Genomic DNA, 15,251 nt, shown 5'->3' with positions numbered 1-15,251 from the left:
GGGAGCCGTCACCATGAAACTGACGCTAGTCGATGCCGTTTCAGCGCTGCCGCGCGGCGACGCTCGAGGCCTTCGGTTTGTCTCCTCGCACAGCGACGAGCACTACTATCCGTATGAGGCGCTCGAGCGCGAGGCACGCAAGCGTGCGCAAAAGCTCGTGGCACTCGGCCTGAACAAGGGCGACCGTATCGCGCTCGTGATCCTCGACCCGGAAGCGTTCATCCTGAGCTTCCTCGGCGCGTCGTTCGCCGGTCTGGTGCCGGTTCCGATCTTTCCGCGCGGAAGCCTTAACTTCAGAACCCGCGCACGCTACGCCGAAACCGTCAGTCACATCGTGCGCTCGGCAGGCGCGCGGATGCTGCTGACGTCGAACTCGACACGCGAGACCATCGAGGACGTGCTGGCCGCCGACACCGGCCTCGAACGCATCGTGACCGTCGAAGCGCTGCTCGACGGCGAGCCGCCCGCCTGCGATTTGCCCACGCTGCATCCCGATGACCTGTGCTTTCTGCAATACACGTCGGGCAGCACGTCGCTGCCGAAAGGCGTGATGGTCACGCATCGCAATCTGATCGCGAATGCGACAGCGTTCCTCGGACCGCGCGGCATCGATCTGCACGAGCAGGACGTCTATGTGAGCTGGCTGCCGCTGCACCACGACATGGGACTCATCAGCGTGCTGGGCGCGCTGATCTGCGACTTGCCGAGCGTGCTGCTAGCAACCGAAGCATTCGTGCGCCGGCCTGGCCTGTGGATGGAGGCGATCACGAAGTACCGCGGCACGATCAGCTTCGCGCCGAACTTCGCGTACGCGCTCGCCGCGCGCCGCACCCGCGACCAGGACCTCGAAGGCCTCGACCTGAGTCGGCTGCGTGTGGCCGGCTGCGGTGCCGAGCCGATCAACGCACAAGCGCTGCGCCAGTTCTCCGCGCGCTTCGAGCCGGCCGGTTTTCGCGCCGAAGCGCTGCTGCCGTGCTACGGGATGGCCGAGGCAACGCTCGCGATCACGTTTCACGAGCACGGCCAGCCGATCGTCACCGACGTCGTCTATGCGGCACCGCTGGGGCTCGGTCGAGCGATACCGGCCGCGCGTGATACCAGCTTGCGCACGATCGAACTGGTCGGCTGCGGCCATTGCTTTCCCGGACACGAGCTTCGGATCGTCGACGAATCCGGGCGTGCGTTGCCCGAACGCTGCGTCGGCGAGATCGTCACGCGCGGACCCAGCATCACCGTGGGCTACTACGGCCTCACCGAAGCGAGCGCCGACGCGTATCGCGACGGCTGGCTGCAGACCGGCGATCTCGGCTACGTCGCCGGCGATCAGCTCTATATCTGCGGCCGCAGCAAGGACCTGATCGTGATTCACGGCTCGAACCTCTATCCGCAGGACATCGAATGGGCGGTGGCCGAGTTGCCGAGCGTGCAAAGCCGCGGCGTGATCGCGTTCAGCGTGATGCGCGACGGCGACGAGACGCTGGTCGTCTGCGCCGAGGGCAAGCCCGCGGAGGCCACGGCGCTGCGCCGTGCGATCGCGCAGAAGGTCGCCGAATGCGCGGGCCTGCAGGTCGGTCACGTCGCGATCGTGCAGGCGGGCAGCTTGCCGCGGACTTCGAGCGGCAAGGTGCAGCGCCGCCGGACCAAGGCGCAGTTCGAAGCCGGCGAGCTGGAGGAACACTCGTGAGCATGCGCTGGCGCGAGATCATGCTGACGGTGTCGGGCGCGCTCGCGCTCGCCGCCTGTCACGCGAAAGAAGCCGAAGTGACGCTGCCGCGCCCGGTCATCGCGGTGGTCGTGCATCGGGACAGCAAGCCCGTGCTCGCGACGCTGCCGGGCGAAGTCAACGCACGCTATGCGACGCCGCTGTCGTTTCGCGTCGCCGGCAAGCTGGTCGAGCGGAAGGTGCGGCTCGGCGATACGGTCACGGCCGGTCAGGTGCTCGCGCGGCTCGATGCCGACGACGCGCAGCGCAGCCTCGCGAGCGCGCAGGCCCAATTGATGGCGGCGCAGCATCGGCTCACCTTCGCCGAGCAGCAACTCGATCGCGACCGGGCTCAGGCGCAGGAACAGCTGATCTCGACGGCGCAGCTGGAGCAGACCCAGGATGCGTATGTGGCGGCCGCCGCGCAGCGCGATCAGGCGGTACAGCAGTTCGCGCTGCTGAAGAATCAGACCCAATACACGGTACTCACCGCGGACCATGCCGGCGTCGTCACCGCCGAAGACGCCGATACCGGGCAGAACGTCGCGGCGGGACAGCCGGTCTACCACCTCGCGTGGTCTGGCGAGGTCGATATCCTCTGCGACGTGCCCGAGAGCCTGCTGAACGCGCTGGCGGTCGGCAGCGCGGCCAGCGTGTCGCTGCCGGCCGTCACGGACCGACGCTTCACCGCGCACGTCCGGGAGCTGTCGCCGGCAGCAGACCCCGGCAGCCGCACCTATCGCGCGAAACTGACGCTCGATGCGCGAGGCCCCGAAGTCCGCCTCGGCATGACGGCCACCATCACCTTCGCCGACGCGTCCGGCGAGGCGCAAGCGGACGACCCGATCACGCTGCCCGCCAGCGCGCTCTTTCACGACGGCAACGCGCCGGCCGTCTGGGTCGTGCGGCCCGGCGACGAGGCGCTGGAACTGCGCCGGGTCCAGGTGGGCCGCTATGACGACCGCACGATCTCCGTCGCGCGAGGCCTCACGGACGGCGAGCGCGTCGTGCTGCAAGGCGTGCACACAGTCAGCGCCGGCGAAACCGTGCGCGCGGTCGCGCCGTTGCATCCCGAGGACTTCGCATCATGAGAGCGCTGTTCGGCCAGGGGCCCGACGGAGCGGGCGGCCCCGGTGAACCGGGTGGACCGCGGCGGCCAGCAGCGGACGACACCGGCCGCTTCAATCTGTCCGCGTGGGCGATCCGCAACCAGGCGCTCGTCTTTTTCGCCGTCGTGCTCGCGACGCTGTTCGGCGTGCTCGCCTATTCCCGGCTCGGACAATCCGAGGACCCGCCGTTCACGTTCCGCGCGATGGTGATCCGCACCTTCTGGCCCGGCGCGACCGCGCGCCAGGTCGAGGAGCAGGTGACCGACCGGATCGGCCGCAAGCTGCAGGAGACGCCGCATCTCGACTATCTGCGCAGCTACTCGCGTCCGGGCGAATCGCTGATCGTCTTCACGATGAAAGACTCCGCGCCGGTGAGCGAGGTGCGCGACACGTGGTACGAGGTGCGCAAGAAAATCGGCGACATCTCGGATACGCTGCCGCCCGGCGTGCGAGGACCGTACTTCGACGACGAATTCGGCGACGTCTACACGAACATCTATACGCTCGCCGGCGACGGCTTCTCGCCGGCCCAACTGCACGACTATGCGGACGAATTGCGCGGCGTGCTGCTGCGTGTGCCGGGTGTCGCGAAAGTCGATTATTTCGGCGACCCCGACGAGCACATCACGATCGAGATTCCCAACGCGCAATTGACGCGCCTCAGCATCACGCCGCAACAGCTCGCGCGGGCGATCAACGCGCAAAACGCGGTCACGCCGAGCGGCACGCTCACCACCGCGTTCGATCGCGTGTTCGTGCGTCCGAGCGGCCAGTTCACCGACCTGACGGCGATGAGCGACACGCTGATCGACATCAATCACCGCCTCGTTCGTCTTGGCGACATTGCGACGATCAAGCGCGGCTACGACGATCCGCCGGTCTCGCAGGTTCGCACCGACGGCCGCCCGGTGCTCGCCATCGGCATCACGATGGAGACTGGCGGCGATGTGATTCAGCTCGGCAAGCTGCTCGACGCGAAGACGGCCGAATTGCGCGCGCGTCTGCCCGCGGGGCTCGAACTCGTCCAGGTGTCGAGCATGCCGCACGCGGTCTCGCACTCGGTCAACGGCTTTCTGCGCGCCGCCGCCGAAGCGATCGTGATCGTGCTGGCCGTGAGCCTCATCTCATTGGGCTGGCGCGCCGGCGTGGTAGTGGCGATCTCGATCCCGGTCGTGCTCGCGGTCACCGCGCTATGCATGAATGGGTTCGATATCGGCCTGCACAAGATCTCGCTCGGCACGCTGGTCCTCGCACTGGGGCTGCTCGTCGACGATGCGATCATCGCGGTCGAGATGATGGCAGTGAAGCTCGAACAGGGATGGGGCCGCGCGAGGGCCGCGGCGTTCGCCTACAGCAGCACCGCGTTTCCGATGCTGACGGGAACCCTGGTCACGGTGGCGGGATTCCTGCCGATCGCGCTGGCGAAATCCGCCACTGGCGAATACACGCGCTCGATCTTTCAGGTGTCCGCGATTGCGCTGGTTGCTTCGTGGTTCGCGGCGGTCGTGCTGATTCCGTTGCTCGGCTATCACGTGCTGCCCGAACGCAAGGACATCGCGCGCGAGACGCCGCCTCGGCGCGCGCTTCGCAAGCTGCGCCGGCGCGACGACGCGCAGACGCGCCGCGCCCCGCTGGCGGCGCCGCGCGCGCCCCGCTTTCATGACCGCCTGCGCGACTGCATCGCGTGGTGCGTGAAGCGCCGCCTCATCGTGATTGGCGTCACGGCTGCGCTGTTCGTCGTCGCGTTGGCCGGCTTCGCGCTCGTGCCGCAACAGTTCTTCCCGAGCTCCGAGCGTCCCGAGCTGCTCGTCGACCTGCGGCTGCCCGAAGGTGCGTCGTTAGAAGCGACGCTGCGCGAAGCCGCGCGCCTCGAAAAGACGCTAGCCGGCCGGCCTGAGATCGATCATCTGGTCGATTTCGTCGGCACGGGCGCGCCGCGCTTCTATCTGCCGCTCGACGTCCAGATGCCCCAGCTGAACTTCGCGCAGCTCGTGATCACCGCCAGGTCCGTCGACGACCGCGCGAAGCTCGAACGCTGGCTCGCGAGCACGCTGCAAAACAGCTTTCCCGCCGTGCGTGCGCGCGTTTCGCCGCTGCAGACGGGCCCCTCGGTCGGCTATCCGGTGCAGTTTCGCGTCAGCGGAAACGACCTCGCCACCGTGCGCGAAATCGCGGAAAAAGTCGCGGCGACGATGAAGGCCAATGCCCGCACGACGGGCGTACATTTCGACTGGGACGAACCCGGCGAACGCTCGGTGCGCTTCGAGATCGACCAGCAGAAGGCGCGCGAGCTCGGTGTCACGTCGGAAGACGTGGCGAGCTTTCTCGCGATGACGCTGTCGGGCTATACGTTCACGCAGTACCGGGTGCGCGACCGGTTGATCAGCGTCGACCTGCGCGCGCCGCAGCGTGAGCGGGTCGATCCCGCCGAGATCGTGAACCTCGCGATGCCGACGCCGAACGGCCCGGTTCCGCTCGGCACGCTCGCGCACCTGCACAACGAACTCGAATACGGGGTGATCTGGGACCGCGACCGTCAACCGACGATCACGGTCCAGGCCGACGTGCGCGGCAACGCGCTGGACCTCGACGTGACCCAGGCGATCGATCGGACGCTTGCGCCGCTGCGCGCGTCGCTGCCGATCGGCTACCGGATCGAGACCGGCGGCGCGGGCGAGATCAGCGGCAAGGCGCAGGCGTCGGTGATCGCGCAGCTGCCGCTGATGCTCGTCGTGGTGCTGACATTGCTGATGATTCAACTGCGCAGCTTCGCGCGCGTGCTGATGGTCGTGCTCACCGCGCCGCTCGGGTTGATCGGCGTGGTCGCCGCACTGCTGCTGTTCGGCAAGCCGTTCGGCTTCGTCGCGATGCTCGGCGTCATTGCGATGTCCGGAATCATCATGCGCAACTCGGTGATTCTCGTCGATCAGATCGAACGCAATATCGCCGCGGGCCAGGGGCGCTTCGATGCGATCGTAAGCGCCACGGTCCGGCGCTTCCGCCCGATCATGCTGACCGCCGCGGCCGCCGTGCTCGCGCTGATCCCGCTGCTGCAATCGGCCTTCTTCGGACCGATGGCGACCGCACTGATGGGCGGCATCACAGGCGCCACCGTGCTGACGCTGTTCTTCGTTCCCGCGCTCTACGCAACCGCGTTCAAGGTGCGGCACTTCGAACGCGGTGTGCGAACCCCATCCTCGACAATCGAATACACGTGGAGCTGATCGTGCGCACAGACTGCAACCCTATCGACGGGCCAGCGAGCGCGCCGCATTTCACTTTCGCGCCGCGTCGAGCGCGCGCGGTGTCGATCCATCGCTGGCGCGCGGCGTTCGGCGCGGCCGCTGTGATCGCGCTTGGCGCATGCTCGTTCGGTCCGAGCGGCGAGCCGCCGGCGATGCCCTCGCCCGCCCATTACGGCGCCGAGCCGCAGCCCGCGCAAACCGTCGAGGCGCTCGGTGTCGCACAGCGCTTCACCACTGGCGCGCAGCCGGTGCCGCAATGGTGGCGGCTGTTCGGCTCGACGACATTGAATGACCTCGTCGAAGAAGGCCTGCGCAACAGCCCGACGCTCGCCGCCGCCGACAAGCACCTGGCCGCCGCGCATGAACAACTGCGCGCGCAGATCGGCGCCACGCTGCTGCCGTCGGTCGATCTGGTCGCGCAGGCCTCGCGCGGACGCGATCTCGGCATTCCGGTTGCCGGCGCGCCGAATACGCTGCTTTACAACGAGTTCATCGGCGTGGTCCAGGCGCAATACACGTTCGACCTGTTCGGCGCAGTGCGCAAGGCCAACGCGGCGCGCTCCGCGCGGGTCGACATCGATGCGTATCAACGCGAAGCCGCGCGCCGCGCGCTGGCCACCAACATCGTCACGGCGACGATCGAGGCGGCGATGCTGCGCGCCGAGATCGATGCGACCGAGCGCCTGATCGTGCTGGCGGGCGATCAGGCTCACGATACCGAACGGCATTACCAGCTCGGGTCGCTGACGCGCGGCGACGTGTCGACTGCACGGCAAAGCATCGCCGCGCTCCAGGTCAGCGTGGCCGATCTGCGGCAACGGCTGACCGTGACCCGACACGCGCTTGCGGTGCTGCTCGGCCGCACGCCCGACGCGGCGCCGCCCGAGCCCGATCTGGCGAGCCTGCATTTGCCGCAGGACGTGCCGGTCGTGCTGCCATCGGACCTGTTGCGCTCACGGCCCGATATCGCGGCCGCCGAGGCGGCGCTGAAAGCCGCCGCGAACGACGTCGGCGTCGCCACCGCACAGCTCTTTCCGAGCCTGACGCTGAACGCCTCGATGGGACAAGGCGGGTTCAGCTGGCCGCTCGCGCTGTCGGGCGCCGGCGCGATCTGGAGCATCGCCACGACGATGTCGCAAGCGCTGTTTCATGGCGGCGCGCTCGTCGCGCAGCGGCGCGCGGCAATCGACACCTACGAGGCCGCCGTGTTCGAGTACAAGCAGACCGTGCTGGCCGCGTTCGAGAACGTCGCCGACACGCTTGCGTCGCTCGAACACGACGCGCAGGCGCTCGAAGCCGCGAGCGGCGCTGCCCGCGACGCACGCGAAACGTTCGACGATGCCGCGTCACGTCACCGGCTCGGCGCGCTGCCCGCGGCATCCGCTCGCGGCGGCGAGCAGCAGTACGAAGCAGCGAGGCTGGAAGAAATCCGCCTGGTCGGCCGGCGCCTGGCCGATACGGCGACGCTGTTTCAGGCGATGGGCGAGTTGCCGCCGGGCAACACCCAGACACCCGAGCATCTGGCCGGCAAGTGATCCGCGCGCCGCGCCCGACGGCGCGCGCTTGCGTTCAAGCCTGCGGGTTGCCGCGGAACGCCGACAAGATAAGTCAGACCGAGCGGCGAGCCCTGCACCGGCAGCGTGCCGATGTCCCAATCGAAGCTCTGCTGATCCGGAATACTCGCGACCATCTCACGCAATTCGTCGGGGTTGTAGATGCGCAGCATCGACACGATGCCGTCGAACAGACACAGCAGCGGGATCGCCGGCAACACATAGGTGAGCGCTAGCCGCGACCAGCGAAACGGTCGGATCAGCGGAGTCAGCGCGAGCATCATCAGCGGCATCACCAGGACGAACACGATACCGAGCAGCCGGTGATCCGCACCCTCGACGACGACGATCGCGCGGCGTTTCGTCACAGCGTCGGCGAGGATCGCGCGCGCATCGTCCGGGCGGAAATGGTGGAACGAGTTGAACATCGTGCGCACGCCGTCGAATCTCGATGGCACGTTCATCGCGTCCACCGGTTCGCTCACATACGTGACACAGTCGGTCGCCCCGGCTGAGATCCGCTCGTACGCAGCGCGATTGGGATAGAAGTCCGTCAACTGCACCATCACGCGGCCGGACAGCGCGAGCAACGGTGCAAGCGTCTGCCATGGCCCGCCGCCGCCCGAGCACAGATCGACGATCCGGTCGCTGCCAACCCGGCGCATGGCCTCGCGCAGCTTGCCCGCGATCACGTTGAAGCCCTTGTGGGAATTGGCCAGAAAGTGCAGCCAGTCCGTCCCGCCGTCACGGAGGGCGCGTGGGCACCACGGCTGGTCTTCGATTTCGAGCAGATGCAGGCGTCGCATGATTACGCGGGCAACCGAGGTAACTGAAAACCACGCCGCTCGGTCAGCCTTCGCGAGCGGCAACTTACTACCGAAGTTAAACGAGCCAACGCGCGGGCTTCTTTAACGGCATCAATCGACTATACGCCGAGCCGCCCCGCGCCGGCGACGCTCGCCGTTCACATCCCGCATAATGACGACGGATTAGGACTTACCCGCATCAGCCGCCGGACGGCGGCCGGGAGATGAACGATGCAAAACGACAGACCGCCGCCGCGGCGGGTGACATATGAGAAAGGGATCCGGATCGGTGGCTCAGGCTGGTTCGGACGGTTGCTGACCGTCGCCCTGAGCGCGATCCTGTTCGTGGTGGCCGCGACGCTGTCGATCGTGCTGTTCGCCGTGCTGTTCGCGGTCGGCACGGTCGTGGTCGGCTATCTGTGGTGGAAGATGCGCAAGTTGCGCCGGCAGGCGGCCGCGTATGGCGACGACGGCCGCACCGTCGACATGGAGGTCGTTCACAGGGACACGCCCGACGACGACGGCCGCACCATCGACATGGAGGTGGTCCACAAGGACCCGCCCCGCGACGATTCCGCGCCACGCTGACGATCTGCTCCGCGCCTGTTTCAAGCCGCAAGGGCCGTTTCGACCGCGCTCACGTAGTTGCGAAAGCCGGCCTGCTGTAGCGCCTCGAGCAGCCGCAGCAGTTCATGTCGTGTGGCGTCCGTGAGCGGCGCCCGAAGCGCGAGCGCAAGCGCACGGCCACGCGCCGCGAAAAGCTCGGACCACGGCAACGGTTCGCGCTGCGTATAGGCCTCGAGTGCTTCCACGTAGTGCAGCATGCCGGCCGGATCGCCCGCCCCCAGCATCGCTTCGATGGCGTCGCGGTAAAACCACAGGTGATTGTGGCCGACCGCGCCAAGGCGCAACAGCGCCTCGCCTTCAGCCAGTAGCCGCGTCCGCTCGTCTTTGTCGTCAACCGCGCGGCTCAGCGCGCTCAAGGTCTTTGGTCCGGAAAACTGACTGCCCACCTCGCGTGAGATGGCGAGTGCTTCGCGCAGCGCCGACACCGCTTCGCTGCGGCATCCCTGGTCCAGTAACAGGCGTCCCTGCATCTCCAGGTTCTGCGCCTGGAAGCGGCGCGCACCCAGTTGCCGGATCACGCGCAGTTCCTGCGCCAGATGCTTGCTGGCCGCCTGCACGTCGCCCAATTCCTGGCACGCGAACACCCCCAGCGTCTCACCCAGCAATTGCGCGCGAGGCTGCCCGATCAACTCGGCGGTGCGGGCGGCGGCGATGGCGTCCTCGCGAGCCGGACCCGCGTCGTTCAGATAGATGCGGCTGAAGCCCTGCATCGACAGATTGGCGACCTCGATGCGGCCGAAGCCGTGCTCCCGGCTCATCGCCACGCATTCGCTGAAATGGTGGAACGCGGTGCGCATGCGTCCCTGCGCATACGCCGCATCCGCCAGGCCGCCGAGCGCGCGAGCCTCGGCCTCGGGCAGATCGAGGCGGCGCGCATAGGCGAGACCGCGCTCGTGTTCGGCGCAGCAGGCGTCGATCTTGCCGAGCGGAAACAGGATGTTGCCGCGCAAATAATGGAGGCTTGCCAGCTCGGCCAGCCGGTTGTCCCGCTCCGCGATCCGTTGCGCTTGCGCCAGCAGACCGAGTGCTTCGTCGAGACCCTCGCTGACCCGCAGACCTTCCGCGAGCCCGAGCTGGCAGTCGCATCGGGCGGTGTCGTCGGTGGCGGCGGCGAGTGCGGTGCGGTACGTCGCGATCGATCCCGCAATGTCGCCCAGGTCGCGCTGAAGCTCGCCCTTGCAGCAGCTCAGTGCATGCCGGTCCGCGTCCGACCGCGCGATCTCGATGCCCCGCTCGGCCAGCCGCAGCGCGGCTTCGAAACGATGAGCGGCGCGCTCAGCCACCGCCGCGCCCAGGTAGGCGTGCGGCGCATGCGGGTCTTCGGCGCGATCGAGATGCTGGGCGTGCAACGTGGCATCGCTCTTTGCGAACCATTCGGCCGCGCGCAGATGAAGTTCGCGGCGGCGCGCGCGCAACAACGTCGAATAGGCGCTCTCCTGGATCAACGCGTGCGCGAACAGGAAGTCCTCGCCTTCCGGCAGCACCAGTGCATTGACGAGCAGTCCGGCGCAGACATAGCCAGGATCGTCGACCAGTTCTCGCAGCAGCGCCAGGTCGAAGCGCTGGCCGATCACGGCGGCCGCCTGGAACGCCAGGCGGTCGCGAGGCGCGAGCCGGTCCATCCGCGCGAGCACCAGACTGCGGATCGACGCGGGTACGTTGCTGCCGCTGCCTTCTTCGGCGTTGCGCAGCAGTTGTTCGAGAAACAGCGGATTGCCGCCCGCGCGCTCGATGCAGGCGAGCGCGACACGCTGGGTCGCATCGATGAAATTGCCCGCCAGGCTCAGCGCCTCGTCCTTGCGCAGCGGTCCGAGATCGATCGTGGCGAACGGCGTGTCGCGGCAACGTGCGCGCCAACCTGCATCGATCGGATCGCCTTCCACGCGCGAAGTCGTCACCAGCAGGCCCGTACCGTTGGCAATGCCCGACGCGAACGCCGACAGGTAGCCGATGACTTCGGCATCGGCCCAATGCAGGTCCTCGACGACGATGAGCGTCGCCGCGTGCGCGCACACGTCCTCGGTCAGCCTCGCGGCGAGCGCCTGCTTGCCGCGCTTGCGCGCGCCGTGGTCCATAGCCTCGTAAATGGTTTGCCATTCGGCGCTCTGCGGGAGGTCGAGGAAGTCGTGCAGAAATACGATCTGCTCGGCCTTGACGATGCCTTCGGCCGCGACCTGCGCGGCGGCGGCCTGCCGTGCCTCGCTCGATGCACCGGCCGGCAAGCCGAGCAGGCTGCCGATGATGGTTCGCACCGGGTCCTGGCCCTTGCCGACGCCGAAATCGAGCACGAGGCTTCGATGGAGCGTGAAGCCCTGCGCCTGCGCATGGCGCCGCATCTCGTCGACGAGCCGGGTCTTGCCGATGCCGGCTTCGCCTCGCACATGCACGACGTGCCCCGCGCGCTTTGCCATGCACGCATGCAGGATGCCGTGAAACTGTTCGAGCTCGGCTTCGCGTCCGACGAAATGGCTGTGGCTCGTCCTGACCGGCTCGCTGCCGAGCGCGACGAGGCGCCATGGCCGCACCGGCGTGTCGATGCCCTTGAAGCGCCGCTCGCCGATTGCCTCGCAACTGGCGACGTCGCCGAGCGTGCGCGCCGCGTCGTCGGATAGCCAGGTTTCGCCCGCTGGCGCGGCAGCCACCAGCCGGGCGGCGAGGTTCACCGGATCGCCATGCACGGTGTAGTCCTGCGCGTCGGCGCGGCCCAGCGCGCCCGCGATGACCTCGCCGCTCGCAATGCCGATGTGCGCCTGCAACGCCCGTCCGGTCTGGGTGGCCAGTCGCGCCACTCCGTCGTGAATGTCGAGTGCGGCACGCGCGGCGCGCAGCGTGTCCGTCTCGTGCGAGCGGGGTGCGCCGAACAGCGCCATCACCGCGTCGCCGATGTGCTTGTCGATCGTGCCGCCATAGGCGAGCACGATCCCGTCGACCAGCGCCGTATAGCGTCCGATCAGCGCGCGCAGGTCTTCGGGATCGAGCGAGCGCGACAGCATCGTGTACCCGCACAGATCGGCGAACAGGATCGTGACCTGCCTGCGCTCGTCCGCGGGCACTTCGTGGTCGTCGGCCGTGGCGGGCGATAGCGGCGCCGCTGTCGGTAGCGATGCCGTCGCCGCGGCCAGAATGCGCTTACGGTGGCCGAGCGACTGTACGCCAAGCTCTTTCAGGTCCGCGTCGGTCAGCTGCCCGAGCAGCGACGTGTCGATGTCGTTTGCCGCGAACGCGTGGGCGTACTGCTCGAGCCCGAGGCCCCGCAGCCATTTCTCAATGTCCATGTTCGTCGCCCTGCCTCCGATGCGTGGTCCCGCGGGCAAAAACTCAGACGAATAACGCGCGTGACGGCCGCCGGCGCGAACGGCCCTGAGGCGCAGTGCATTCGCGTGGAGCCGCCAGCTACGAGGCCGATGAATAACCAGTGTAGGTGTCCGATCAGCACGCTGCATCGCGTTTGACAGCCGTTCGAGCCGCGCAGGATACTGGCTGGCGCGCCTCGCGGCGCCCTCGCATTCGACCGGGAATCCACGTGAAGCCGGGCAAGACCGTTTCCGTCTCCGACGTCGCGCTGCGCTCGCGTTTGGCGGGCCTGCCAGGCGACGTGGCGGCGGGCGCCGTTTCGACGCTCGTCATGCTGTGCTATGCGATGAGCCTCGGCACGATGATCTTTAGCGCCGATCTTGCGCGCTACGCGATGCTGGGCGTGCCCACCGCGCTCGTGAGCTGTGTCGTCACGGCGCTGGTGATCGCCTTGACGAGTTCGATGCGCATCAACATCGGTGGCCCCGACAGCAACGCGGCGGCCTTTCTCGCGGGCGTGGCGGCGGGTGTGGCCAGCAGCGTGCGCGCGGACGGCGGCTCACCGCAGACGCAGATCCTCACGGTGCTGATCGCCATCGCGCTTTGTTCGGTGATGACGGGCATCGCGCTCTATGCGATCGGCTCGTCCAGGCGCAGCCGCTCGTTGCAGTTCCTGCCCTATCCGGTGCTCGGCGGGTTTCTCGCCGGCACGGGCTACCTGCTGCTCGCCGGGGCGTTCCGCGTGCTGACGGGCCAGCCGCTGGAGTGGCACACGCTCGCGTTGCTCGCGCACCTTCACTGGATCACATGGCTTCCGGCGCTCGTCGTCGGCGTGCTCGCCACGGTGCTGATGCGTACGTGGCAGCACATTGCCGCGTTGCCGCTCACGCTGGCCTTCGGTGTCGTGCTTTTCTACGTTCTGCTACAGGTTGCCGGAATTTCGATCGACGACGCGCGCGGCATGGGTCTGCTGCTGCCGCGCGTCAAGCTGCACCTTGCCGGGCTGCCGGAGCTGCACCTGGCCGCGAGGCTCGGACAGGGCGCCATCGACTGGTCGGCGGTCGGCGCGCATCTTCCCGAGAGTCTGGTGGTGACGTCGGTGTCGGCCGTGACCATCCTGATGAATTCGACGGCGATCGGCACGGCCACCGGAGAGGACATCGACCTCAATCGCGAGATGCGCGCCGCCGGCCTCGCCAATCTCGCGAGCGGACTGCTGGGCGGCATGGTCGGCTACCAGTCGTTCAATCGCTCGATGCTCAATGCGCGGGTGGGCGCGACGAGCCGGGTGGCGGGCGTGTTCGCGTCGCTTGCGTGCGTGGTCGTGCTCGCCACCTCGCCCGACATCGTGGCGCTGTTTCCGGTGCCGGTGCTGGTCGGCCTTCAACTGTTCATGGGGCTGCGTCTGCTCGTGCATTGGCTCGCGGGCGCCTGGACCAGGCTCAACTGGTATGAGTATCTGCTCGTGCCCGTGATTCTCGGCACGATCGCGGCTTATGGCGTGATCGTCGGCGTGGTCGTGGGCGTCGTTGCGGCATGTGTGATGTTCACGCTGCTCTACGGCCGGGTCGGCTGCATACGCATGGAGTTCGACCTGCGCGCGCGGTCCTCGAATGTAGAGCGCAGCATCGAAGACACCCAGGCGCTGCGTGCCATCGGCTCCCAGGTATGCGGAATGTGTCTGCAAGGCTTCCTCTTTTTCGGCACGGCCAATTCGATTCTGCAGCGCCTGCGGGAACGCTTCAATGCAAACAGTCCCGTGCAAGTCCGTTTCGTCGTGCTGGACTTTGCGGCGACACATGGCATGGATGCTTCGGTATCCATCAGCTTCGTCAAGATCAGGCAACTCTGCGCGGCGAAGAACGCGGACCTCGTGTTGACCGCGCTGCCGCCGCGCTCGCGCGATCTGCTCGAGAAGACCGGCACGCTCAGTCTGAAGATCCATCAATTCGATACGCTCGATGCGGGTCTCGAGTGGATCGAAGACAAACTGCTAGCGTCGAGCTCGCTCGCGCTCGCGCATGGCGGCGATCTGCGTGCGATGCTCGAGCCGCATTTCACGGCCAGTGCGTTGAACGGCTTGGTCGCGTGTCTGGAGATGCGTGATCTGCCTTCAGGCCAGGCACTGTTTCGTCATCGCGAGCCGGGCGATGCGCTGTATTTCGTCGAGCAAGGACGTGTCGCGATCTCGCTGCCGCTCGCCGATGGCCGCTCGGCGCGTCTGCGCTCGTTCGGCCCGGGCACGGTAGTAGGGGAAATGGCGGTGTACACGCAGCAGCAGCGCAGCGCGGACGTGATTGCCGAGGCACCGACGCGCGTGTACGGACTGTCGATCTCCCGGCTGCTCGAACTCGAACAGCAGGACCCGGCAACCGCGCAACAGTTGCATCGGTTTCTCGTGAAGACGATTGCGTTGCGCCTTGCCGTTGCCGACGAGGCGCTACGCGCGGCTTTGTAACTTATGTATGCAGGACCGGCGCATCGCGCGCGATCGTCAGTTGTAGCCCAGGATCGCTGCGGTCGCGACATCCGTGCGGTCGATCGGGTTGCCAGCAAGCAGTACGGTCGGCTCTTTCAACAACAAACGGTATGACGGCACGTAGGTTTCGCTCATCGCAGCCGCATCGCGCGGCTGACCTTCCTGCGGCTTGCTGTTTTCGGGGTGATTCATCGTTGTCTCCTTCTGGATGGCCGGTGGTCCCGTCACGGATGCGTTCAAAGCGGAAATGAGGCACGCGTCCGTTGCGGCGAACCCGCCGGCTTGATATGCATAATTTAGCAAGTTCAATGCCATCGCGGCATCCGTCTGCAACGAAAGCAGGCAAGGACGGCACCGCGCGCTCGACGATGTGAATGTCATCCGGCACGCACGTCAAACACATCACAGCGTGAGATATATTTTTCCATAAACACAC

At 67.2% G+C, this 15,251-nt stretch carries 9 protein-coding genes; 6 read left to right on the top strand and 3 right to left on the bottom strand.

Translation table 11 applies throughout. The annotated features are described in order from the left end of the window. Positions 1-13 precede the first annotated feature (13 nt). From AB3X86_RS22370 to AB3X86_RS22355, 4 genes are read left to right on the top strand one after another with little or no spacing between them, the layout of a single operon-like run. Positions 14-1,684, top strand: a complete 1,671-nt coding sequence (locus AB3X86_RS22370; protein WP_368597678.1) for a fatty acyl-AMP ligase — start codon at positions 14-16, stop codon at positions 1,682-1,684. Positions 1,685-1,686: 2 nt separating this feature from the next. Beyond that, positions 1,687-2,793 (top strand): efflux RND transporter periplasmic adaptor subunit, encoded by a 1,107-nt coding sequence (locus AB3X86_RS22365; RefSeq protein ID WP_368597715.1) that lies wholly within the window; start codon positions 1,687-1,689, stop codon positions 2,791-2,793. Beyond that, complete coding sequence (locus AB3X86_RS22360) at positions 2,790-6,035, top strand: efflux RND transporter permease subunit (protein WP_368597677.1); 3,246 nt, start codon at positions 2,790-2,792, stop codon at positions 6,033-6,035. The genes AB3X86_RS22365 and AB3X86_RS22360 overlap by 4 nt, the downstream gene beginning before the upstream one ends. A gap of 2 nt (positions 6,036-6,037) precedes the next feature. Further along, on the top strand, positions 6,038-7,591 hold the full coding sequence (locus tag AB3X86_RS22355) for an efflux transporter outer membrane subunit (RefSeq protein WP_368597676.1): 1,554 nt from the start codon (positions 6,038-6,040) through the stop codon (positions 7,589-7,591). On the opposite strand, the gene AB3X86_RS22350 is transcribed toward AB3X86_RS22355, so the two are convergent. Next, positions 7,528-8,415, bottom strand: a complete 888-nt coding sequence (locus AB3X86_RS22350; RefSeq protein ID WP_368597675.1) for a class I SAM-dependent methyltransferase — start codon at positions 8,413-8,415, stop codon at positions 7,528-7,530. The two genes, AB3X86_RS22355 and AB3X86_RS22350, sit on opposite strands and share 64 nt — an antisense overlap. 231 nt (positions 8,416-8,646) lie before the next feature. Between AB3X86_RS22350 and AB3X86_RS22345 the strand changes: the two genes are divergently transcribed. Further along, complete coding sequence (locus AB3X86_RS22345; RefSeq protein WP_176383344.1) at positions 8,647-9,003, top strand: CPBP family intramembrane glutamic endopeptidase; 357 nt, start codon at positions 8,647-8,649, stop codon at positions 9,001-9,003. Between the two features lie 20 nt (positions 9,004-9,023). Here the strand turns inward: AB3X86_RS22345 and AB3X86_RS22340 are convergent, their stop codons facing one another. Further along, positions 9,024-12,317, bottom strand: coding sequence for an adenylate/guanylate cyclase domain-containing protein (locus AB3X86_RS22340; RefSeq protein ID WP_368597674.1), 3,294 nt, complete (start codon positions 12,315-12,317; stop codon positions 9,024-9,026). Positions 12,318-12,565: 248 nt separating this feature from the next. Between AB3X86_RS22340 and AB3X86_RS22335 the strand changes: the two genes are divergently transcribed. Next, a complete protein-coding gene (locus AB3X86_RS22335) occupies positions 12,566-14,794 on the top strand; it encodes a SulP family inorganic anion transporter (RefSeq protein ID WP_368597673.1) in 2,229 nt (742 codons plus the stop codon). A 36-nt stretch (positions 14,795-14,830) separates the two neighbouring features. Here AB3X86_RS22335 and AB3X86_RS22330 read toward each other — a convergent pair whose 3' ends face one another. Further along, positions 14,831-15,130, bottom strand: coding sequence for a hypothetical protein (locus AB3X86_RS22330; protein WP_368597720.1), 300 nt, complete (start codon positions 15,128-15,130; stop codon positions 14,831-14,833). Between the last annotated feature and the right edge of the window lie 121 nt (positions 15,131-15,251).

It is taken from the genome of Paraburkholderia sp. BR14374 (assembly GCF_040948685.1).
Classification (GTDB): domain Bacteria; phylum Pseudomonadota; class Gammaproteobacteria; order Burkholderiales; family Burkholderiaceae; genus Paraburkholderia; species Paraburkholderia youngii.
The sequence above is the reverse complement of the archived record's forward strand: the minus strand, read 5'-3'. Positions and strand labels throughout refer to the sequence as shown.

Bases quoted from the DNA above. Each gene is read 5' to 3' on its own strand.
- AB3X86_RS22370 (WP_368597678.1), top strand. From the start codon at position 14: ATGAAACTGACGCTAGTCGATGCCGTTTCAGCGCTGCCGCGCGGCGAC.
- AB3X86_RS22365 (WP_368597715.1), top strand. From the start codon at position 1,687: ATGCGCTGGCGCGAGATCATGCTGACGGTGTCGGGCGCGCTCGCGCTC.
- AB3X86_RS22360 (WP_368597677.1), top strand. From the start codon at position 2,790: ATGAGAGCGCTGTTCGGCCAGGGGCCCGACGGAGCGGGCGGCCCCGGT.
- AB3X86_RS22350 (WP_368597675.1), bottom strand. From the start codon at position 8,415: ATGCGACGCCTGCATCTGCTCGAAATCGAAGACCAGCCGTGGTGCCCA.
- AB3X86_RS22345 (WP_176383344.1), top strand. From the start codon at position 8,647: ATGCAAAACGACAGACCGCCGCCGCGGCGGGTGACATATGAGAAAGGG.
- AB3X86_RS22340 (WP_368597674.1), bottom strand. From the start codon at position 12,317: ATGGACATTGAGAAATGGCTGCGGGGCCTCGGGCTCGAGCAGTACGCC.
- AB3X86_RS22330 (WP_368597720.1), bottom strand. From the start codon at position 15,130: ATGGCATTGAACTTGCTAAATTATGCATATCAAGCCGGCGGGTTCGCC.